The organism is Pokkaliibacter sp. CJK22405 (assembly GCF_046614695.1).
GTDB lineage: Bacteria > Pseudomonadota > Gammaproteobacteria > Pseudomonadales > Balneatricaceae > Pokkaliibacter.
Genome location: NZ_JBKKHQ010000012.1, coordinates 109,103 through 127,978 on the forward strand (window position 1 = coordinate 109,103; position 18,876 = coordinate 127,978).

At 50.3% G+C, this 18,876-nt stretch carries 16 protein-coding genes and 1 pseudogene; 11 read left to right on the forward strand and 6 right to left on the reverse strand.

Annotated features, from left to right (window positions below):
- Positions 1-83: 83 nt before the first annotated feature.
- From ACKC9G_RS07775 to ACKC9G_RS07790, 4 genes and pseudogenes are all read right to left on the reverse strand, one after another.
- Positions 84-863, reverse strand: coding sequence for a DUF4123 domain-containing protein (locus ACKC9G_RS07775; protein ID WP_411404373.1), 780 nt, complete (start codon positions 861-863; stop codon positions 84-86).
- Entirely contained in the window at positions 853-1,266 is a 414-nt protein-coding gene (locus ACKC9G_RS07780) for a PAAR domain-containing protein (RefSeq protein WP_411404374.1), read from the reverse strand. The genes ACKC9G_RS07775 and ACKC9G_RS07780 overlap by 11 nt, the downstream gene beginning before the upstream one ends.
- A 103-nt stretch (positions 1,267-1,369) precedes the next feature.
- Positions 1,370-2,302: a hypothetical protein gene (locus ACKC9G_RS07785; RefSeq protein WP_411404375.1), complete on the reverse strand. Its 933-nt coding sequence runs from the start codon at positions 2,300-2,302 to the stop codon at positions 1,370-1,372.
- A gap of 178 nt (positions 2,303-2,480) precedes the next feature.
- Positions 2,481-3,212: pseudogene (locus ACKC9G_RS07790) on the reverse strand (YoaK family protein); the annotation flags it as partial.
- Between the two features lie 175 nt (positions 3,213-3,387).
- Between ACKC9G_RS07790 and ACKC9G_RS07795 the strand changes: the two are divergent.
- The 6 genes from ACKC9G_RS07795 to ACKC9G_RS07820 are packed head-to-tail and all read left to right on the forward strand — an operon-like array spanning position 3,388 to position 11,310.
- Positions 3,388-3,477 (forward strand): potassium-transporting ATPase subunit F, encoded by a 90-nt coding sequence (locus ACKC9G_RS07795; RefSeq protein ID WP_411404376.1) that lies wholly within the window; start codon positions 3,388-3,390, stop codon positions 3,475-3,477.
- Between the two features lie 9 nt (positions 3,478-3,486).
- Positions 3,487-5,163 (forward strand): potassium-transporting ATPase subunit KdpA, encoded by a 1,677-nt coding sequence (gene kdpA / locus ACKC9G_RS07800; RefSeq protein WP_411404377.1) that lies wholly within the window; start codon positions 3,487-3,489, stop codon positions 5,161-5,163.
- A gap of 13 nt (positions 5,164-5,176) precedes the next feature.
- Complete coding sequence (kdpB, locus tag ACKC9G_RS07805) at positions 5,177-7,255, forward strand: potassium-transporting ATPase subunit KdpB (protein WP_411404378.1); 2,079 nt, start codon at positions 5,177-5,179, stop codon at positions 7,253-7,255.
- An 8-nt stretch (positions 7,256-7,263) separates the two neighbouring features.
- Positions 7,264-7,929, forward strand: coding sequence for a potassium-transporting ATPase subunit C (locus ACKC9G_RS07810; RefSeq protein WP_411404379.1), 666 nt, complete (start codon positions 7,264-7,266; stop codon positions 7,927-7,929).
- 3 nt (positions 7,930-7,932) lie between these two features.
- The gene (locus ACKC9G_RS07815) at positions 7,933-10,581 is read left to right on the forward strand and encodes a DUF4118 domain-containing protein (RefSeq protein ID WP_411404380.1); all 2,649 of its coding nucleotides are present in this window, start codon (positions 7,933-7,935) and stop codon (positions 10,579-10,581) included.
- A 21-nt stretch (positions 10,582-10,602) separates the two neighbouring features.
- Positions 10,603-11,310: a response regulator gene (locus ACKC9G_RS07820; protein ID WP_411404381.1), complete on the forward strand. Its 708-nt coding sequence runs from the start codon at positions 10,603-10,605 to the stop codon at positions 11,308-11,310.
- Between the two features lie 132 nt (positions 11,311-11,442).
- Here ACKC9G_RS07820 and ACKC9G_RS07825 read toward each other — a convergent pair whose 3' ends face one another.
- Positions 11,443-12,036, reverse strand: coding sequence for a hypothetical protein (locus ACKC9G_RS07825; protein WP_411404382.1), 594 nt, complete (start codon positions 12,034-12,036; stop codon positions 11,443-11,445).
- A gap of 74 nt (positions 12,037-12,110) precedes the next feature.
- Positions 12,111-12,383, reverse strand: coding sequence for a hypothetical protein (locus ACKC9G_RS07830; protein ID WP_411404383.1), 273 nt, complete (start codon positions 12,381-12,383; stop codon positions 12,111-12,113).
- Positions 12,384-12,470: 87 nt separating this feature from the next.
- Between ACKC9G_RS07830 and ACKC9G_RS07835 the strand changes: the two genes are divergently transcribed.
- The 5 genes from ACKC9G_RS07835 to ACKC9G_RS07855 all read left to right on the forward strand — a co-directional run bounded on the left by ACKC9G_RS07835 (position 12,471) and on the right by ACKC9G_RS07855 (position 18,600).
- Positions 12,471-12,788, forward strand: coding sequence for a hypothetical protein (locus tag ACKC9G_RS07835; RefSeq protein ID WP_411404384.1), 318 nt, complete (start codon positions 12,471-12,473; stop codon positions 12,786-12,788).
- 612 nt (positions 12,789-13,400) lie between these two features.
- Positions 13,401-14,669 (forward strand): site-specific integrase, encoded by a 1,269-nt coding sequence (locus ACKC9G_RS07840; protein WP_411404385.1) that lies wholly within the window; start codon positions 13,401-13,403, stop codon positions 14,667-14,669.
- A 4-nt stretch (positions 14,670-14,673) separates the two neighbouring features.
- A complete protein-coding gene (locus tag ACKC9G_RS07845) occupies positions 14,674-16,206 on the forward strand; it encodes a site-specific integrase (protein ID WP_411404386.1) in 1,533 nt (510 codons plus the stop codon).
- The gene (locus ACKC9G_RS07850) at positions 16,199-18,184 is read left to right on the forward strand and encodes an integrase (RefSeq protein ID WP_411404387.1); all 1,986 of its coding nucleotides are present in this window, start codon (positions 16,199-16,201) and stop codon (positions 18,182-18,184) included. The genes ACKC9G_RS07845 and ACKC9G_RS07850 overlap by 8 nt, the downstream gene beginning before the upstream one ends.
- On the forward strand, positions 18,184-18,600 hold the full coding sequence (locus ACKC9G_RS07855) for a hypothetical protein (RefSeq protein ID WP_411404388.1): 417 nt from the start codon (positions 18,184-18,186) through the stop codon (positions 18,598-18,600). The genes ACKC9G_RS07850 and ACKC9G_RS07855 overlap by 1 nt, the downstream gene beginning before the upstream one ends.
- Positions 18,601-18,876 lie beyond the last annotated feature (276 nt).

Genomic DNA, 18,876 nt, shown 5'->3' on the forward strand with positions numbered 1-18,876 from the left:
TGTCGCGACCTGAGGCCGCACTCCCTTCACCTGCGTGAGCATCAGCAGGTATCAATCAATTGAATCGTGGCTTCAGCGTCAACTCAGACGAAACGATCATCATCGAGTGACAGGCAGAGAGCCTGTGTCAGGTTCAGTCCCGGCATCTGCTGTGAGAGCAATGGCCAGCGTTGATGAAACTGTCGAATTTTCGCCTTGAGTACGGGTTCAGGCACACTGAAATAGAGCCTGGCCTGCTCTTCTTTGAGGTATTTGAGCAAGTTATCCAGCGCTGGCTGTGGATCGGCACTTTCAAGCGCCGCCATCACCTTTTCCGGAATCTCCCACCATGGGCTTTCTCGTGGGCGTCTAAAGCGATTCTCATGAAGATAAAAGGCGCTGTGATTGATCCAGAACTGGCTGACCACTGGCAGCATAAAATGCGTATCTTCCTGCAGGGTACGCAGGATCGTCGAGAAGAACTGCCCATCCCAATAACGGAAAAACACCTTGGTGCCATCAGGCGTAAAGGCTTGCATCAGTCCTTCAAAATGCGCGGCGACTGACTTTACATCGGCCGTACTCGTGCAGAGCCAACCCCAATCTTTTGCTTCTGTGGTTTTGATCCACTCAAGGAAGGGGCTGTCTTTGGCAATAGCCACCAAATAGGGCATCACCTGCGTCCAGCGGTTGTAATCATCCTGAGTGTACAGTGGATGGAAATGCTTGGAGCCATCCCATTGCTCATAGGCGGCAATCGGATTATCGGCGCAGGTGCCACTCAACAGCAGGTACAGGTGCTGAGAGGCGGGGATTGAGGCAATCCACGTGTCCAGAGCCAGATGAGGCTTATGAGCAAAGGAAAGCTCGTTATCAAAGCTCACAGTGACCCTCCTTGCACTTCTCACACTCTTCACAGAAGGGCGCAGGCTTGCGCAGCGTCATCGCCTGAAACTCTGTCAGCACGGGCGTTGGGCCTGGAGGAACAACATAGGACTGGTCGCCGATAAACACATTGCCACTACCGCCAATGACGACGCCACCGTGTGAGGTGCCATCACCCTGACGCGCGGCCGGTTTACCATTGATAAACACCGTCGCGGAGCCCTGCTTAATCGAGTCGGGCGGACCGTTGCAGATGAGCCGGTCTCCGACCCGTGCTGCTGGGACACCATTAATAAAAACGTTGGGAGCGCCGGCAGCAACAGGCCCGCCCACATGGGGGGTATTACCGGTTTTTTTAGGGCACACATGAAAGTGGCCGATGGTTGCAGCGGGCTTGCTCATGGACAGGCTCAATGTAATTGAACGTTAGGCGAGGTGATATTACGTTGCAGGTAGGCTTTGGCAAGTCCATATCATGCAATAAATATTTACATTTGTTACTCGACTATATGCCTGTCCTGCCCCAGCACCCCATCGCCGCCCAGCCTCGGTGATCACCTTCACTCTGCACCATAAAGCGCTGCCCGTTGTGAGAATGCGAGTTGGTTAGCGCCTGCCAATAAAGTAGCGTAATCAATGGTGAGATCGGCCCACATTCTCCAATATGGGCGAGTGGTAATCGGAATGCAGTCTGATCACTCATCAGTGGCGCAATGCCATGATAGGCATGGTTCCATAGTTCTCGTGTTTCAAGACTACTCCCGAGCGGCAGACTGGGAGGAAAGTAATCGTGAAGATACTCACAACGACGCTTGGTCAGGATTTTTGCCATCTGTTGATGGGCCACCTGGAGATCAGCTAAGGCCGCCATTCGGGGCAAACAGGTATGCCCGTGATAGATCAAACCATGGATATCTGGCACGACCTTTAGCAATAACCATCCTTCCGTGTAGAGATGCTCAGGCTCAAGCCTTAGGTCCTTCGGTGTCGGCTGAGGAGCGAAATAGGCGCCCACCCAGACACTGGAGCCAGCCTCAATAAGGGCCAGGATGCGATCAAGCTGAACCCACCACCCCAGCACGCCTTGGTAGGACACCTGTGTACGGGCTTTTTCTTTTAAGGGAGGTGGTAGCCATGCAGGCAGTTGCGCCCCGGCATCACGTACACCTTCAGAGGCATCGACTGCCGACAAACAAAGAAAGAAGGGATCATCGTCATGAGTACATAAGCGAGTGATAGCCTCCGCAAAGCGAGAGCGAACTGCGGATGCTCTTCGAGCATGAGTAAGAAGGCCCAGATCTGGAAGGGCATGCAGGCGATAAGCCACATCATCAATAGGCAGTAACCGCTCATCCAGACTGAGCTGGGTAAGCTCTGATAGTGCTGACTGGGTCGTTAGCGTGCCCAGCTCGATGGCATGAGCCTCTATTCTGATCACTTCGATCTAACTCTACAGGCAGTGTCTTAGATATTTCGCAAAAAATGAGCCTCGACCTTCACATCACAACGATGCGCCAGCCTCTCACAAGGCTTTCTGATAGAGGACATGAATCCTAGCGATAATGTAGCTACCCGTTATCCCTTTCAAGTTACCACTTCCGACGAGCGAAGACGGAACGCACGTCGTCAAAGACCGGAGCCATAGCTAGCGCAATCAACAAGAAAGCCAAGGGCAAGGTTGCTTCATAGCCCACGAAGTGGAATCCCAACGCTCCTACAACACCACCAGAAAAGAAACACAGCGCGAGACAAGACAGCATACGAAGTCGATCTCTATTAGCGACTACCGGGGGGATATCATCCAGTTGATGTACGTTCCAATAGACTAATTTGCCAAGTTCAATACCAATATCAGTCACAATGCCAGTGATATGAGTGGTCCTGATCTCTGCCTTGGATACTTTCGTAATCACTGCATTCTGCAGGCCCATAATGAAGCCCAGCAGCATCACGGTGATAGAGACAAACAAGCCATTAACCAAGGATAGCTTTGCCCCGAGCAGGCCAAAGCAAAGCAGTAGCAGCGCCTCAAGCAGCAGAGGGAAGGCATATTCGCCATTCATTTTCCGGCGACGGGAATAGTTCACCATCACCGCCGTGCAAGCGGCACCAGTAATAAATGAGAGCAACACACCACAACCTGTCAGCACAGGCCCATAGATCCCCAATGCCAGGTTATCTGCCATGGCTGAGACAATCCCGGTCATGTGTGAGGTATAGAGCTGTACCGCTAAGAAGCCGCCTGCATTAATGGCCCCCGCGACAAATGCCAGGATATAACCAAGATGCCGATTATCATCTTGATTGCGCTGTTTGCCTGTCAGTTTTCTTGAATAGGAAATAGGCATGGAGACTCGATAGCAAAGTGATTTGCTTGCCACTCGCTGCAAACGCTAGTGGTTGTGATGTCAGTGATGCTCTGCGGATTTTACACTTTTTTTATACCTTCCCCTGCAACTCCACATCGATTTTTTACGCCCTCTCGCCGAACACTAACGCTGTTCTGATTAGCGGAGGTGTGTGATGTCCCTTGAATCCTGGTTACTGGTGGCCGTTGGTGCGGCGGCCAGTGTCTATTTGCTGATGGCACTTTGCCGCCCTGATGAGTTTTAAGGAGGCATGATGTCGCTACTTACGGATTTCTCTCTTGATTCTCTGGGCGGTGTCGCCCTGATTCTGCTGGCAAGCTTTGCTCCGGCGCCTTTGCTTGGCCGCTGGATTCATTATCTCTATGAGCACAAAGCCCCCGATGCCCTTGAGCGAAAACTCGCGCCGGTGCTTGGGTGGCATCGTCCGCAGCCCTGGCGGCTTTATTGCCGTGAGCTGATGCTGGTGAACGTGCTGGGTGCCCTTGTACTTTTTGCGATGCTGATCACCCAGCGCTATCTGGCGCTTAACCCCAATCACATCGGCAATATGACGTGGGATCTGGCCTTTAACACCGCCATCAGCTTTGTCAGCAACACCAACTGGCAAGCCTATAACGGCGAAGACAGCCTGAGCTACCTAAGCCAGATGCTGGGCCTTGGGGTGCAGAACTTTCTCAGTGCAGCCTCTGGCATGGCGGTCGCCGTGGCGTTTTATCGTGGTTTGACCCGCCATGATGGCCAGATGGGTAACGTGCTGCGCGATCTTTATCGCGGCGTGGTGTACCTCTTACTGCCGCTTTCGGCGTTGATGGCGATTGTGCTGCTGGCCACAGGCGTAGTGCAGAACTTTCACCCCACCTTAATGGCCACCACCCTTGAAGGGGCACAACAGGCCATACCCGGTGGCCCTGCTGCTTCACAGATCGCCATCAAACAGCTGGGCACCAACGGTGGTGGTTTCTTTGGGGTGAACTCAGCCTACCCCTTCGAGAATCCGACGCTTCTTAGCAACCTGTTTGAATCTATCGCCATTTTGCTGCTGCCCGCAGGCTTCGTCTTTGCCTTTGGCCGTTACGCGCGGGATGCCCGCCAGAGCCTGTCGCTCTTTATCGTCATGCTGGTGGTATTGCTGGCTGGCCTTGGCGCTTTGCTCTACAGCGAACACCAGAGTGTCAGCGCCCTGGCCGGGCTTGATGTCTCGCACAATGCGCATTGGGAAGGCAAAGAAAGCCGCTTCGGGATTGATCTGTCGGCCACCTGGGCTGCCCTGACTTCAGCTGCCTCAAACGGCTCGGTCAATGCCATGCACGACAGCCTTTCGGCCTTGGGCGGGTTGATTCCGCTGGTGAATATTCTGCTCGGTGAGGTGATCTTCGGCGGCGTGGGTACAGGCATGTACGGCATGTTGCTCTTTGTACTGCTGACGGTCTTTCTGGCGGGGCTGATGGTCGGTCGCACCCCAGCGTATTTAGGTAAAACCATTGAAGTTCGCGAAGTGCAGTGGACGCTGGTAGCGCTTTTGACCATGCCCTTTGGTGTGCTGGTACTGGCGGCGATCACAGCGCTGATCACCGACCCCCATACCTTAGTCACCAATACCGGCGCCCACGGTTTGACGGAATGGCTGTACGCCTACGCCTCGGCCACGGGGAATAACGGCTCTGCCTTTGCAGGTTTTGCCGCTAACACGCCTTCACAGAACATCCTGCTTGGTATCGCCATGCTGCTTGGGCGTTACATCCCGATTATCGCTGTGCTGGCCATTGCCGGTTCACTTGCCACGAAGGCCCCTCGCGCAGGCGCTGAAATGGACCTGCCTACCCACAGTCCGCTGTTTGTAGTGCTCTTACTGGTCGCGCTGGTGTTACTGGGCGCCCTGTCCTTCCTGCCGGTGCTGGCCCTTGGGCCGGTGGCTGATGCGTTGTCTTAACGGGAGAGTGATCATGACGGTAACCTCTACTTCAACCTCCGCTTCTGTGCGTCCTTCGGCGAAGCTTTTTCTCACCGCGCTGGCCCGCATGAGCCCGCAGCACCTCTGGCATCAGCCCGTACTGCTGGTGCTGGAAATTGCCTCTGTGCTGGCAACGTTTGCCGCCATCACTACGCCTGCCACGCAGCTTGGCATGAGCGAAGCCGTCGCCTGGCAAATCGTCTTCTGGCTCTGGGCGACGCTGTATTTCGCAACACTTGCCGAAGCCTACGCTGAAGGTCGCGGTAAAGCGCGCGCCGATAGCCTGCGCTCCGGCGTGCAAAATTTGTCAGCACGGCTTATCCGTGATGTGCACGATAAAACCGGCACGGCCACACCAGCGGCTGACCTTCGTAAAGGCGATATGGTGCGCGTTGAGGCAGGCGAAATGATTCCGGCCGATGGCGAGGTGATCTTAGGCGTTGCTGCTGTGAATGAAGCCGCCATTACCGGTGAGTCGGCGCCGGTAATTCGTGAATCCGGTGGCGATCGCAGCGCCGTTACCGGCAATACGCAGGTGGTGTCGGACTTTCTTATCATTCGGGTCAGCGTCAACCCCGGCGAGTCGACGCTGGATAAGATGATCGGTCTGGTCGAAGGTGCCTCACGCCAGAAAACCCCGAACGAGAAAGCCCTGAGCATTGTACTGACGGGCCTGACGCTGATCTTCCTGTGGGTGGTGATGACGCTGCCTGCCTTTGCCCACTTCGATGGCGGCCATATTTCCACCATTGCGCTGCTGGCGCTTTTGGTCACGCTGATCCCCACCACCATCGGTGGCTTGCTCTCGGCCATCGGTATCGCCGGAATGGACCGCATGTTGCGCCTCAATGTGGTGGCTTCATCCGGTCGTGCGGTCGAAGCGGCTGGTGATGTACAAACCCTGCTGCTGGATAAAACCGGCACCATCACCTTCGGTAACCGCATGGCCGATGAGTTTATTCCGGCCCTTGATGTCTCGGCTCATCAGCTGGCGCGCGCGGCGCTCTTTGCCTCTCAGGGTGATGATACCCCTGAGGGCAAGTCCATCCGTGCGCTTGCACAACAGCAATTTCCCACCCTTGAGGAGGAAGTGAAAAACGCCATCGCCACTGCCGCAGGCCCGCTGCAGACCATTCCTTTTACCGCCCAGACTCGTCTTTCCGGAGCGCGTTTGCCCCGCTTACACGGCGAAGACTTCTGGCAAAAAGGCGCGGTCGATGCAGTACTGAACTGGCTGTCCCTGCCGAGGGAAAACCTGACCACCGGGCTGGCCGCCGGCATTGACCGCATTAGCCGAAGTGGCGGTACTCCGTTGCTGGTAACCCAAGATCAGCAGCTCTTAGGTGTTATTCACCTGAAAGATGTAGTGAAACCCGGCATCCGTGAGCGCTTCGCTGCCCTGCGGGAAATGGGCATTCGCACTGTGATGGTCACAGGGGATAACCCTGTCACGGCAGCGGCCATCGCCGCAGAAGCCGGTGTCGATGATGTCGTGGCGCAGGCCACTCCTGAGCGCAAACTTGAGCGCATCCGTCAGGAGCAGCAGCTGGGCAGATTGGTAGCCATGTGCGGTGATGGTGCGAACGATGCACCGGCTCTGGCGCAGGCTGACGTGGGCCTTGCCATGAACGATGGCACACAGGCCGCCCGCGAGGCAGGTAATCTGGTCGATCTTGATTCTGACCCGACCAAGCTGCTGGATGTGGTGCAAGTCGGCAAGCAACTGCTGATTACCCGTGGCGCCCTGACGACTTTCTCCCTCGCCAACGACGTCGCCAAATACTTTGCGATTCTGCCTGCCTTGTTCGCAAGCTTTCTGCCTGCTCTGGCAGCGCTCAATGTGATGCACCTGCACTCGGCCGACAGCGCCATTTTGTCGGCCATTATCTTCAATGCACTGATTATCCCCGCGCTGGTACCGATTGCCCTGCGCGGTGTGACCAGTCGGGCCAGCAGCGTGCACAGCCTGCTGCGCCGTAACCTGCTGGTGTTTGGTCTGGGCGGTTTAGTCGCGCCTTTTGTTGGCATCAAACTGATTGACCTTGCCCTCGTCGGCCTGGGTCTGGTGTGAGGTATTCCATGAGCACTTTCTCGCGTTATCACTTAACTGACGATGTTGAATTACAGCCTGAGGTCGCGCCAACCCTGAGCCAAAGCCTTGTGCGTGCCTTAGTGGTACTGGCCTTAAGCATGGTGATGCTGGGAGTTATGTACCCCTTTGGCATCACGCTGGTGGGTAAACTGGGTTTTGCCGCCAAAGCAGATGGCTCGCTGCTGATGAACCACAAGGGCGAGTTGATAGGCTCGGCGCTGATCGGCCAGCGCTTTAGTGATGCCCGTTACTTCCAGGGGCGGCCTTCAGCCAGCGATTATCAGTCAGGCGCGGCCAGTAATCTGGCTGATACCAACCCTGCCTTCGCCAAAGCCGTGCTGATGCGTTATCAGCAATGGCGTGAGCGTCTTCCCGGTGAGGCAGTGCCCGCGCCGCTGCTGATGGCCTCCGCCAGTGGCCTTGACCCTGTACTGGATGAGGCCTCCGTTCGCTATCAGGCCCCCGCCATCGCCGCTGCGCGCCAGTTACCCCTCCCACAAGTGCTTGGGTTGGTTTCGACTCTGGCGGATAATCACGGCAGAAAAACACCGGTGGTTAATATTCTCGCCCTGAACCGCGCGCTTGATGCGCTGAGCGCCGCGACGCCGCAACACTCACCGGCCACTTCCCCTTCCACGTCGGACAAGGATTAATCTGTGACCACGCCATCTTCTCCTCGCGCTGATGCCTTGCTGACTCGCTTAAAGCGCGAGGGGCCGGGGCGTTTAACGGTCTTTCTTGGGGCGGCGCCGGGTGTGGGGAAAACTTGCGCCATGCTCAATGCGGCTTACCAAAAACTGCAGGAAGGCGTGGCGCTGCGCATTGGCGTGGTGGAAACCCACGGTCGGGCAGAAACGGCGCAGCTGGCCGAACGCCTGCCGAGCCAGCCAAGGTTGCATCACAACTATCAAGGCATTGATGTGGAGGAGATGGACCTTGCCGCATTGCTGGCAGAGCCTCCGGCGCTGGTGCTGGTTGATGAGCTAGCCCACAGCAATCTGATTGCCGGACGCCACAGCAAACGCTATCAGGACGTGGAAGAGTTACTGGCGGCGGGTATTGATGTGATGACCACGGTGAATATTCAGCATCTGGCCAGCCTTAACGATACTGTCGCCAGCATCACCGGTGTGCGGGTGCGGGAAACCGTGCCCGACCGTCTGCTTGAGCAGGCACGGGAAATTGTGCTGGTCGATTTACCTGCGCGGGAGCTGATCAGCCGCCTTCGTGCGGGCAAGGTTTATCTGCCGGAGCAGGCCCGCGCCGCCATTGAAGCCTTCTTTACCCTGCCGAACCTCACGGCCCTGCGGGAGCTGGCGCTGCGTACGGTGGCCGCCCATGTGGATGCACAGGTGCGGGAAAACTGGCAGGTCGAAGGGGCTGCGCCCGGGCAGGACGGGCAGGCGCGTTTGCTGGTGTGTATTGATGCTGATGATGAGGCCGAAAGGCTAATTCGCCATGCCAAACAGCGCGCCGAATGGCGGCAGATGCCGTGGATGGTCGTGCATGTGCAACGCCAGAATGCCATGTCAGCGCAGAGGCTTGATCGCCTGCAGCGGGCCTTTATGCTGGCTGAAAGTCTGGGCGGCAGTTGCCATAGCCTGAGCGGCACCAGCATTGTTGATGAGGTACTGGCCTTTGCCCGTCGTCATCATGTCACGGATATTCTGCTGGGCCGCTCGCCCGCCTCGCGCCACTGGTATCGCCTGCGCACCCTGCTGCGCCCATCCCTGGGGCAGTCGATCGCGCGCAAGGCCGATGATTTACACCTGATGCTGCTAAGCCGCCCTGCTCATGCACGTCAGGCGATTATGCCGACGCCCCGCACTATGCCGCGCTGGGGCGATCACCTGAAAGCCAGCGGCATTATGCTGACCTCACTCGCTATGGCTTTTGCAGCTGCGCAGGTGCTGGCGTTATCAAACGTGCTGATGATTCTGCTGGTCGGCGTCCTTGTAGCCTCCATTATGACTCGGGTGGGCCCGGCCTTATCCAGCGCCCTGATAGGTTTTCTCGGTTTTAACTTTCTCTTTACCGAGCCACGCTTCACCCTCGCTATTCACCATAAAGAAGACGTCCTTACCGTGTGCTTTTTCCTGATTCTCTCCTCGGTGACAGGCAGCCTTGCCGGACGTTTACGCCAGCAGTTGCAAGCCCAGCGCCAGGCGCAGGAGGCGACGGATGTTCTGCTGCATTTCTCCCGTCAGCTCGTCACTGCGGCGGATGAAAAAAGCATTCGCCAGCTCGGTGAGCGTTTTATCGCCCAATGGCTGACCCGCGATGTCACCATACTGGCAGCACTGCCGGAAATGGACTATTCCCTTGATGCCCGCGCTATTGCCGCCGCGCAGTGGGCATGGCAACAGCAACAGGCCGCCGGTGCTGGGACGGATACCTTAAACAGCAGCGAGTGGTACTGGTTGCCGCTAATTTCCGGCCCTGAGTGTCTGGGTTTGCTTGGCATACGCATGCCCATCTGGCAGCCCGAGCATAAAACCTTGCTCAACGCTCTCGCCCAGCAGCTGGTGCAGGCGCTGGCCCGCGCTAAACTCGCCCGCGATCTTGAACAGTCGCGCATTCAGGGAGAAACCGAACAGCTCAAATCCGCCCTGCTATCGTCGGTTTCCCATGATTTACGCACACCACTGGCCAGCATGATTGGCGCGGTATCGAGCCTGATACACTACGAAGACAAGCTCAACGCCGAAGACCGACGCAGCCTGCTCGATACCACCCTTGAAGAGGCCGAACGCCTTAACCGTTATATCCAGAACCTGTTGGATATGACGCGGCTTGGCTACGGGCGGCTGAAACTGCAACGCGACTGGGTAAGCCTTGAGGATATCTTCTCCTCAGCGCTACAACGGCTGCATTCAGTACTAGCACACTGCAAAGTGCGCCTGCATCTCGCCTATGACATTCCGCTTCTGTATGTCCATGCAGCCTTGATTGAGCAAGCGCTGATCAACATTCTGGAAAATGCCGCACGCTTCTCCCCCGATAGCGCGCCACTGCTGATCGAAGCTCGCATGGAAGGCACGCAGCTGCGCCTGAGTATCACCGATCAGGGGCCAGGCATCGACGAGGAAGAGCGCGCCCGCGTCTTTGATATGTTCTACAGCGTACAAAAAGGTGACTGCAAAGGAGGCGGTACAGGCTTAGGTCTGGCGATTTGTCAGGGTATGATTGGCGCTCACGGCGGCAATGTGGTGGCGTTACCGAATCCGCAAGGGCAGGGCACCTGTATGCAGATCACCCTGCCGCTCGATAAACAACCACCCCTGCCCGATGATGAGGATAGCTAAGCAAGATGCCCGGAGACCACCATGAGTGCTGACCCAAGACGCGTGTTGGTCATTGATGATGAGCCACAAATCATCCGCTTTCTGAAAATCGCCCTGCAATCGGAAGGTTATGATGTCATCACCGCTGCCACAGGCGCAGACGGCATCCGCGCCGCAGCCCTGCAACAACCTGCGTTGATTGTGCTTGATCTTGGTCTGCCTGACATGGACGGCAACGAGGTACTGCAACGTCTGCGTGAATGGAGCGACACACCCGTGCTGGTGTTGTCTGTGCGCGCCCGTGAGGAAGACAAAGTCAAAGCGCTGGATGCCGGAGCCCATGATTACGTCACTAAACCCTTCGGTATTCAGGAATTTATGGCGCGGGTTCGGGTGTTATTGCGCCAGCGACCTGCCTCCGCATTAGGTGGCACAACGGCAGAAGCGCAGGCCAGCGCCACCATTGGCGAGATCACCTTCGACTTTGCCCTGCGCAAAATCCACCTGCGTGATGAAGAACTGCATCTCTCGCGTAAGGAATACGCCCTGCTGACTTTGCTGGCCCGCCATGTCGATCAGGTCATTACCCAGCAAGTGCTCCTCGAAGAGGTCTGGGGCAAAGTACACCGCCACGACAGCCACTACCTGCGCATCCTGATTGGCCGTCTGCGCCAGAAACTGGGGGATGATCCTGCCAACCCGCGCTATATCCGCACGGAACAAGGTGTAGGTTACCGACTGATGAGTTAAGGCCATGCTATTCCGAGAACTTAATAATGGCCAGCTAGGAAGAGTGCTAATGTTCGATGAGTAGTAATACGCAAGTTTGTGAAAAATAGAACCCATCTATTAAACACATTGCGCAATGAAAAACGCCTCCCTCTAATTAGAGATATTTCTAACCATAGAAAACATTTGCGTATATCTTCTTAAAGGAAAAAATATAGAGCCCTCCGCAATACTCTGACTACTTAATATCCTTCCTAACATCCCTCTATCCGATGATAGAGTTAGCTTTTGGTATCGGCATAACAGAACCTCTTTATTAAATCTTATACTTTCATTTTTAGCGCCGACGTTATTTACATACTCCCATGTCTGCCCTACGACTTGCGCACTCTGCTGCACCGTTTGTGTAGTTTTAACGACCACATCCTCCTCGTGTGCTCTTAAGGTATGAATTGATTCAGACCGCACAACACCTTTACTGATAAAAAGGATACGGTCTGGAAGGAAAAACAATCTACTTAACTGTCCTTCCAAAGACACTGCTCTTATGTTGCAGATATCTAGACAAGACTCTCTATTAGAGACTATTTCATCCTTCTCAGCGAACTGCACAACTCCGCCATAACTATACGTCTCAACGGGTACTGCAAACTCACCATTCACAAACCACATGTAAGATCGTCTCTTAAGAGCTTCAATTTCACTGCATAGCTCTACATAAGCAGACTCAATATCTTCATCAATCACGTAGTGAACATTTAGAAATCGGTGGAACCGTATTTCTCGAGAAACCGACCAGCAGAGCGCCGGGAGTGTAAGCACTATAGCTGAATGGAAAGATAACCTGAGAGAAAAATTGAGAGAAACAGCAGGCTGATGTTAGCTAGAAAAATGTAATAAAAAAGCTGAGGGTTATAAGTAAATTTTTCGGCAATCAGATCATCTAGCCTCTGCCGGTTTCGATCAGACTCCTCAGCGGTAACTTCAGCAGGGGTATAGTCTCCTTCTTCACGATACTCACAGCGTTGATAGGCCGTTCGGTACTTAGTGACAGCTATCAAGAATGTCTGTTTTTTCGTAAATGAATTAAACATTTATATATTCACTTTTTCTGATATAACATTCTATATAGACGAATACTAGCGACATATCAATCCAGGATAGAGTGAGAGAGGCAACACTTGATCAGTATTAATATCACATCACAACACCTGAAACAGTTTTTAGATGCTTTCTCAGAATCTGATTACAAGAGCTTCTCTGAGCTTCTACATCCATCTTTACAAGAAGCAATCCCTCCAGAAGCATTTCGTAAAATCATTATTGAGAACAAATTCTTATCTGAAGATACAGAGTACTTAGCCTATTTAGGCCAGGTAGATAGAGATAGCTCACGTGAAGTGCTTTACAAAGTCAAACATACTCTCCACCACGAAATTTTATGGTCGCTCACCTATCATGAGAGCCAAACAAAAATAATTGGGCTATCTTTTCGCTAGAAATTTTAGAGATCCAGATGGAAAGTGCGATCGTTATGATAAGACCGGGAATAATTTCCGTCTGCTGGTACAGGCATACGTTACCTCGCCAAGAGTCAACGAAATATCTTTATGTCTTATTATCAATTAACGGAAGGTAGAAGGCACTAGATTTTAATCTGCCGTCATTACTCTGCCGTTTATCATGCGGTTAAAGATAAAATCAATAGAGTGCTAGTGGACTAATGAGTATGAAGTACATATATCATCAAGCTCATGAACCGAGGGAGATAGGTGCCATCAAGATAATAATCAGGTTTTATTAAGAATATACTTATACAATGGCGGTATACAGTTAACTAAGTATAACGTGATCGATTATACGTTGAAATTACAAGTATAGACTTTCGAGCCTATTGGTATATTGAAGCGGATTTCGAGATAAAAGTTATCTATTGCATCTGCTGCTTAAGATTGCAGCGAAGTTACTTGTTAATTAAATGTCTTAAGGGTTTTTTAAAAAAATAGCAAAGTGATTCCGACGATTTCGACGATTTCGACGATTTCGACGATTTCGACGATTTCGACGATTAAGTACTATTTTTATAAATACTTTCTCAGAGTAATAGTTTTTTGTTGACGGAAGATCAGCACTCTGTAACCATTGAAAGCATAAAATTTTGGTGGTTTATGAATATTCATTTAATGCGATTCAGGGGGGAGAATGGAGAAAGGTTTTCAGTTCTTAATGATAAGGACGGCATGCCTCTTTTCTATCCAACTCTCTTTGCAACGTGGACGTTGAGAGGAAGTTCTCTTGCTGCGAATAGTATTACAAATACACTTAACGCGCTTAAGTTATTGCTGGTCTGGGAGTTTGAGCGTGAGTTAGACTTAGAGTCTAATTTTAGAAATGGAAAGTTTCTAAATTACAATCAGATTCGAGATCTCTGTGATTTTCTTCAAAAATCTATTGCAAGAAAAAAATATTTTAAAACCTTTTCAATTAATCGTAGCTCAAAAAAAGTGGATGTTAGTGTCCACTACTTTCGTATCACTACTGCCGCTAAATATCTTCAGTTCTTGGCTTATAGAGTTTCACATTCAGCAGTTGAGAGAGATATTGAGAAAATGGTCGTGTCGATTAAAGCACATCGGCCTTGCAAGCCAAACAAGTCCTCAATAGATAGAGATGAAGTACATCTTAGTGATGAAGTTATTCATGCTATTGAAGCCGCGCTGAGACCTGGTGCTCCTGACAATCCTGCTAGGAACCGAGGAATTCAGCTTCGTAATGCTCTAATTTTCTTCCTCTTGAAGCATACAGGTATACGTCGAGGCGAATTACTCAATCTAAGAATTAGTGATATCAACTTCGGAGATTGCACGATGACTATCGTGCGCCGACCTGACTCCACTCTGGATACACGAAAGTTTCAACCAACTGCTAAGACAAGACCGCGCCGGATACGTATAGCTACCTCCTTAGTAGAGAATATTGCTGACTACATTAAAGAGGCTCGGAGATATGTCCCGGGGGCCAGAAAGCATGACTATCTTTTTGTCACTCATAAAGCAGGTCCAAGTCAAGGAGCTCCAATGTCAATTGGAGCTTTCGGTAAGTGGATGGTGAAAATATCGTGTATTGTAAAGGAGTCAAAATTTCATGCACATTCACTTCGGCATAATTGGAATTATCAGTTTTCACGCCTCGCGGAAGAAAAGGGTATGAGCGCTGCCGAAGAAGAGAGAATTAGATCCTATTTCATGGGGTGGAGCGAAACTTCAGGTACCGCTGCTACATACAACCGTAGACATATCAAAGAGAAAGCACAGATAGCTGGTTTAGAACTACAAAAGCACTACATTGATTTTAGAAAAAATTCACATGAGGATATGTGAATCTATGGAGATATTGGATCTTTTTGGTAAAGATGGAAATCAAGGTATTGTCAATGAGCAATTTTACTCAATGCATGGCTATCCTTTTAAACTCCTTGATGATAAATGGCAACTAAGCAAAGACATAAGTTTGTCTATTGGTAAGTTATGTCGTTCCTTTCCAGGTGACACCTATGCGCTTCGACAAGTCCTAGCCTTTTTTGGTAGACATAACTCTCCATCGCATCTTAGAAATTTAATGGAAAGGTTATTGCACTATATTAAATCTCTAAATGGAGCTGAAGTTTTCTCTGTAGAGTCTCTTATTTCCTACCATGCTAGCTTAGATGATTTGCGAGCTTGGTATCTTTCGGTTATAAGAATTCTTATCAGAAAGTGGGTCCGTTTAGGCTATCCTGGAGTCCCGGAAGATTCTTTAAGACTACTCGACAATATTCGAATAAAAGGAAATCAGAAAGGGCGAGCTGTTCAATCTAGATGCTCCGAAGACGGACCATTGACTGATATAGAAATGCAGAGTGTTATTGATGCTGTTACACATAGCTTTTGCAACGGGATACTAGGGTTAAATGAAACAGTAATTTTAATGACTTTGGCAATGACAGGTCGCCGGCCAAATCAGGTCTCTGCATTAAAGATAAAAGATATTATTCAGATTGAGGATAAATATTTCATCAATTTTCCACGCTCTAAGCAGCGTTACAAAGGTTGGCGCTCCTCATTCAGAAAGTATCGAATTATTGAAGACCTCTGGTTACTATTGAAGAAACAGGCTGATTATGTCAGAAAAATATTTTCTCAGAGTGTGAGTCCTGATGTGCTTCATCAGGATCTAGAAGGAGAACTTCCTCTATTTCCTAAGATGCCGAAAAATATATCACTATTAGAGCTGCGAGAGGTTCTGGAGTCTGACCGCCTTCATATTCCTTCTATGAAAATTTACCATATTGTTGTAAATGCTGGAGAGAAGGTTAATGCCGTAAGTGAAAGGACCGGAAAACCTATTCATCTTAATCCATATCGCTTTAGATATACTCTCGGTACGAATCTTGCGAGGGAGGGGAGTGGTATATACGTTATTGCTGAAGCTCTTGATCACACTGATACACAGAATGCTGGCGTTTATACTAAGAGTGATGCTGATATTGTTGAGCGACTCAACAAATCTGTTGCTTTAGAGATGGCTCCTTTCGCACAGGCTTTTCGTGGTGTAGTAATTCAATCAGAAAAAGATACGCTTCGAGCTAATGATCCATCTAGCCGAGTTTCAAATGGTAAGAAGAATGTTGGAAGTTGTGGAAGTTACGGGTTCTGCGGCGCCTTGGCTCCATTTGCCTGTTATACCTGCAGTCACTTCCAACCATGGAAGGATGGACCGCACGAAGAGGTACTTAACGCGCTTATTAACGAACGTGAGCGAGTGAATGAACTCACTGGTGACATCAAAATTGCTGCAGCAAATGATAGGCTGATCTATGCGGTTGGTGAGGTAGTAAGGCGTTGTGGTGAGGCTAGAGGGAAATTAAGTAATGGCTGACTTGTTTTTATTTATTCCAAAGGCTGAACAAGACGCTAAACGAAATCTCCAAGATTTTATTAAGCTTTCTCGAGATAAAATTACAGTGTTCGGGAAAGATCTCGACTGGAACTCTAATTCTTGGCCTAAAGTAGGTAACTTCACAGTCAAGGGTGCTCCTTCGCGAGGTTTTACTAAAGATCAATATCTTAATGAAGAAATTCTACCTTTTGCCAAAGCTTATGTTCGTTATCAGCAAGGCCTAAAGCCATCAAAGCTAATTAACGAATTGAAAGCTATTAGATGCATTGAGCCAGCATTGTTAATGGTAAAAGGTAAGGCTGATATTACTTTGGTTGATACATCGGTGATGGATATTGCTGCTCAATTTGCTAGAGAGTACAAAGCCACGGCATACCAAGCTGGAGCTGCTCTAGCTAATTTAGTTAATTTTTTGAATGATACTAAGTTGACACTTAGTAGGATTGAATGGCGAAACCCTATAACTAAACCAAAAGAGATCAACCGGACGGATAAAGAGACTCGACAAAAGCGAGCAGATAAAATGCCAGCTGACCTTCATCTAACAGCTATGGCTGAGATTTTTGCAAATAACCCGCAACATCCTCGAGATATTTTTACCACTTCTATTTTTGCATTACTCATGTGTGCACCATCAAGAATCAGCGAAATTCAGCGGCTACCACGCGACGTTTTACACTACGAGCGTGACTCAAAAGGAGTTTCGCGCCTGGGTCTCCGCTTCTTTGGCGGTAAAGGCGCAGGCTGGGATATTAAGTACGTTATGACCTCTTTTGTCGAAGTGGCCGAAGAGGCTGTGCACCGATTGACTGAACTATCACGAAGTGGGCGTGAGCTGGCGAGATGGTACGAGGAAAATCCATCAAGATTCTTCCGACATGAAGATTGTCCCCCGGTCTCTGAACATGCGGAGCTATCGGATGAGCAGGTATGTCTGTCACTAGGACTATCTTGGTCAGGTCAAAGAGGTCTTATAGATAGTTTTTTCAAACAATATCCACCCTACCTCGAATATAAGAGATACAACAAACCGCTAACTTTGGCTTTCCTTAATGATTATTGTCATGCCTCTCTGCCAGAAGGATTTCCTTTTCTTGATAAGGAGCGAGGACTTAAGTATTCGGAAGCATTGTGTTGCTATCGCGCACATGAGTTCCGAACCGATCTCGCTACTAGCCGAGTCAAGCTCTGGACTCCTGGTAAGAGCCTCTTTACAACCGACTTGAACTACATAAAAGGACAAGAGCGGAGTATATGGATCCGACACGGCTACAGAAATCACGATGGTTCCCCGGTCAGTATGACCTCACACCAATTACGCCACTTGCTCAATACCGCTGCTCAGAGAGGAAATCTCGGTCAGCTCGACATCGCGAAATGGTCCGCTAGGGCGAACATCCACCAAAATGCTACTTATAACCACATGTCTGAGGATGAGTACGTCAAACTTTCTGAAAATGCTTACCCTACTGCTGCTCTTGAGAAGGTGAAGCAGAATGCTCCGGTCACACTAGCTGACCTTGAGCAAGAGGGCGATGCAATTGCACATGTGACGATCTTTGGTTTTTGTGTTCATGACTACTCAATGCTGCCATGTATGAAGCACCGTGACTGTTTAAATTGCACAGAACATGCCTGTCTCAAAGGCGATGCAGTTAAACTAGAGCGACTCAAAGAGCAACAGCAGCTCACCAAGATACAATTAGATAATGCGCAAGAGGCTGAACAAGCTGGCTATTTCGGAGCAGACCGCTGGAGCCAGCATCAACTCAAAACTTTAGAGCGGCTTAATCAACTGATCGAGATTATGGAAAATCCAGAGATCGCTGATGGCAGTGTAGTCATGCTCGGTAACAATGAAGAGTACAGTCCGCTCAAGCGAGAACTAGCCGCTTGCCAAGGGAGTGATCGACTCATAGATCCGGCTGTGATGAGTTTTATTGTGGACGATTTTTGATGGCGCGTAGACACTTAACTGGCTACGACATCAAAGTATTAGTCGACATTATTGATGCTTGGAATGAGCGACTCACTTGGAACAGTCTTTGTGATCGTGCAGAAGAGATATTTGGCTTTCGTCCGACTAGGCAGACACTCAATGCTCATCAAGCCGTAAAGTCAGCCTATGATGCCAAAAAGAAATATGTCAAAAACCAAGCCACGCCCTCGCGGCGGCCATCGAGCCTTGCTTACGCGGAACAAAAAATACGCAAGCTTGAAAGCGAAATCGAACGGCATAAGTATGAAAAAGAAAGACTAATTGAGCAATTCATTCGCTGGCAGTATAACGCGCAAAAAAGAGGTCTCACTAAATTAATGTTAGATGAGCCGTTACCATTTATCGACCGTGATTCTTCTGAGAGGCTATCTTAATTTTATATGAACTTAACCTAAGAAAAGAAATATAAATTTTCAATGAAACGCTTTATTGCAATAGTGACTGCTACCTGTTTTCTCCTTAAACGCTTCAGAGCTATTTTACCTATTTTAGATAAAAAATAAGTTCTCTAGTAAATTAAAAGAAGTGATTTTTACGATTTGAAACGATAATAAGCTAAATAAAAATCTTGAATACACCGATTTGAAGATTGTTGCTTACCTTCAGATCTACTCACATTTGAGTGAACTTTTTGGAAGCTTTCGTACCAT

Coding starts and splice junctions, on each gene's coding strand:
- kdpB (WP_411404378.1), top strand. CDS start 5,177: ATGACGGTAACCTCTACTTCAACCTCCGCTTCTGTGCGTCCTTCGGCG.
- ACKC9G_RS07830 (WP_411404383.1), bottom strand. CDS start 12,383: ATGTTTAATTCATTTACGAAAAAACAGACATTCTTGATAGCTGTCACT.
- ACKC9G_RS07850 (WP_411404387.1), top strand. CDS start 16,199: ATGGCTGACTTGTTTTTATTTATTCCAAAGGCTGAACAAGACGCTAAA.
- ACKC9G_RS07820 (WP_411404381.1), top strand. CDS start 10,603: ATGAGTGCTGACCCAAGACGCGTGTTGGTCATTGATGATGAGCCACAA.
- ACKC9G_RS07780 (WP_411404374.1), bottom strand. CDS start 1,266: ATGAGCAAGCCCGCTGCAACCATCGGCCACTTTCATGTGTGCCCTAAA.
- ACKC9G_RS07795 (WP_411404376.1), top strand. CDS start 3,388: ATGTCCCTTGAATCCTGGTTACTGGTGGCCGTTGGTGCGGCGGCCAGT.
- ACKC9G_RS07855 (WP_411404388.1), top strand. CDS start 18,184: ATGGCGCGTAGACACTTAACTGGCTACGACATCAAAGTATTAGTCGAC.
- ACKC9G_RS07810 (WP_411404379.1), top strand. CDS start 7,264: ATGAGCACTTTCTCGCGTTATCACTTAACTGACGATGTTGAATTACAG.
- kdpA (WP_411404377.1), top strand. CDS start 3,487: ATGTCGCTACTTACGGATTTCTCTCTTGATTCTCTGGGCGGTGTCGCC.
- ACKC9G_RS07845 (WP_411404386.1), top strand. CDS start 14,674: ATGGAGATATTGGATCTTTTTGGTAAAGATGGAAATCAAGGTATTGTC.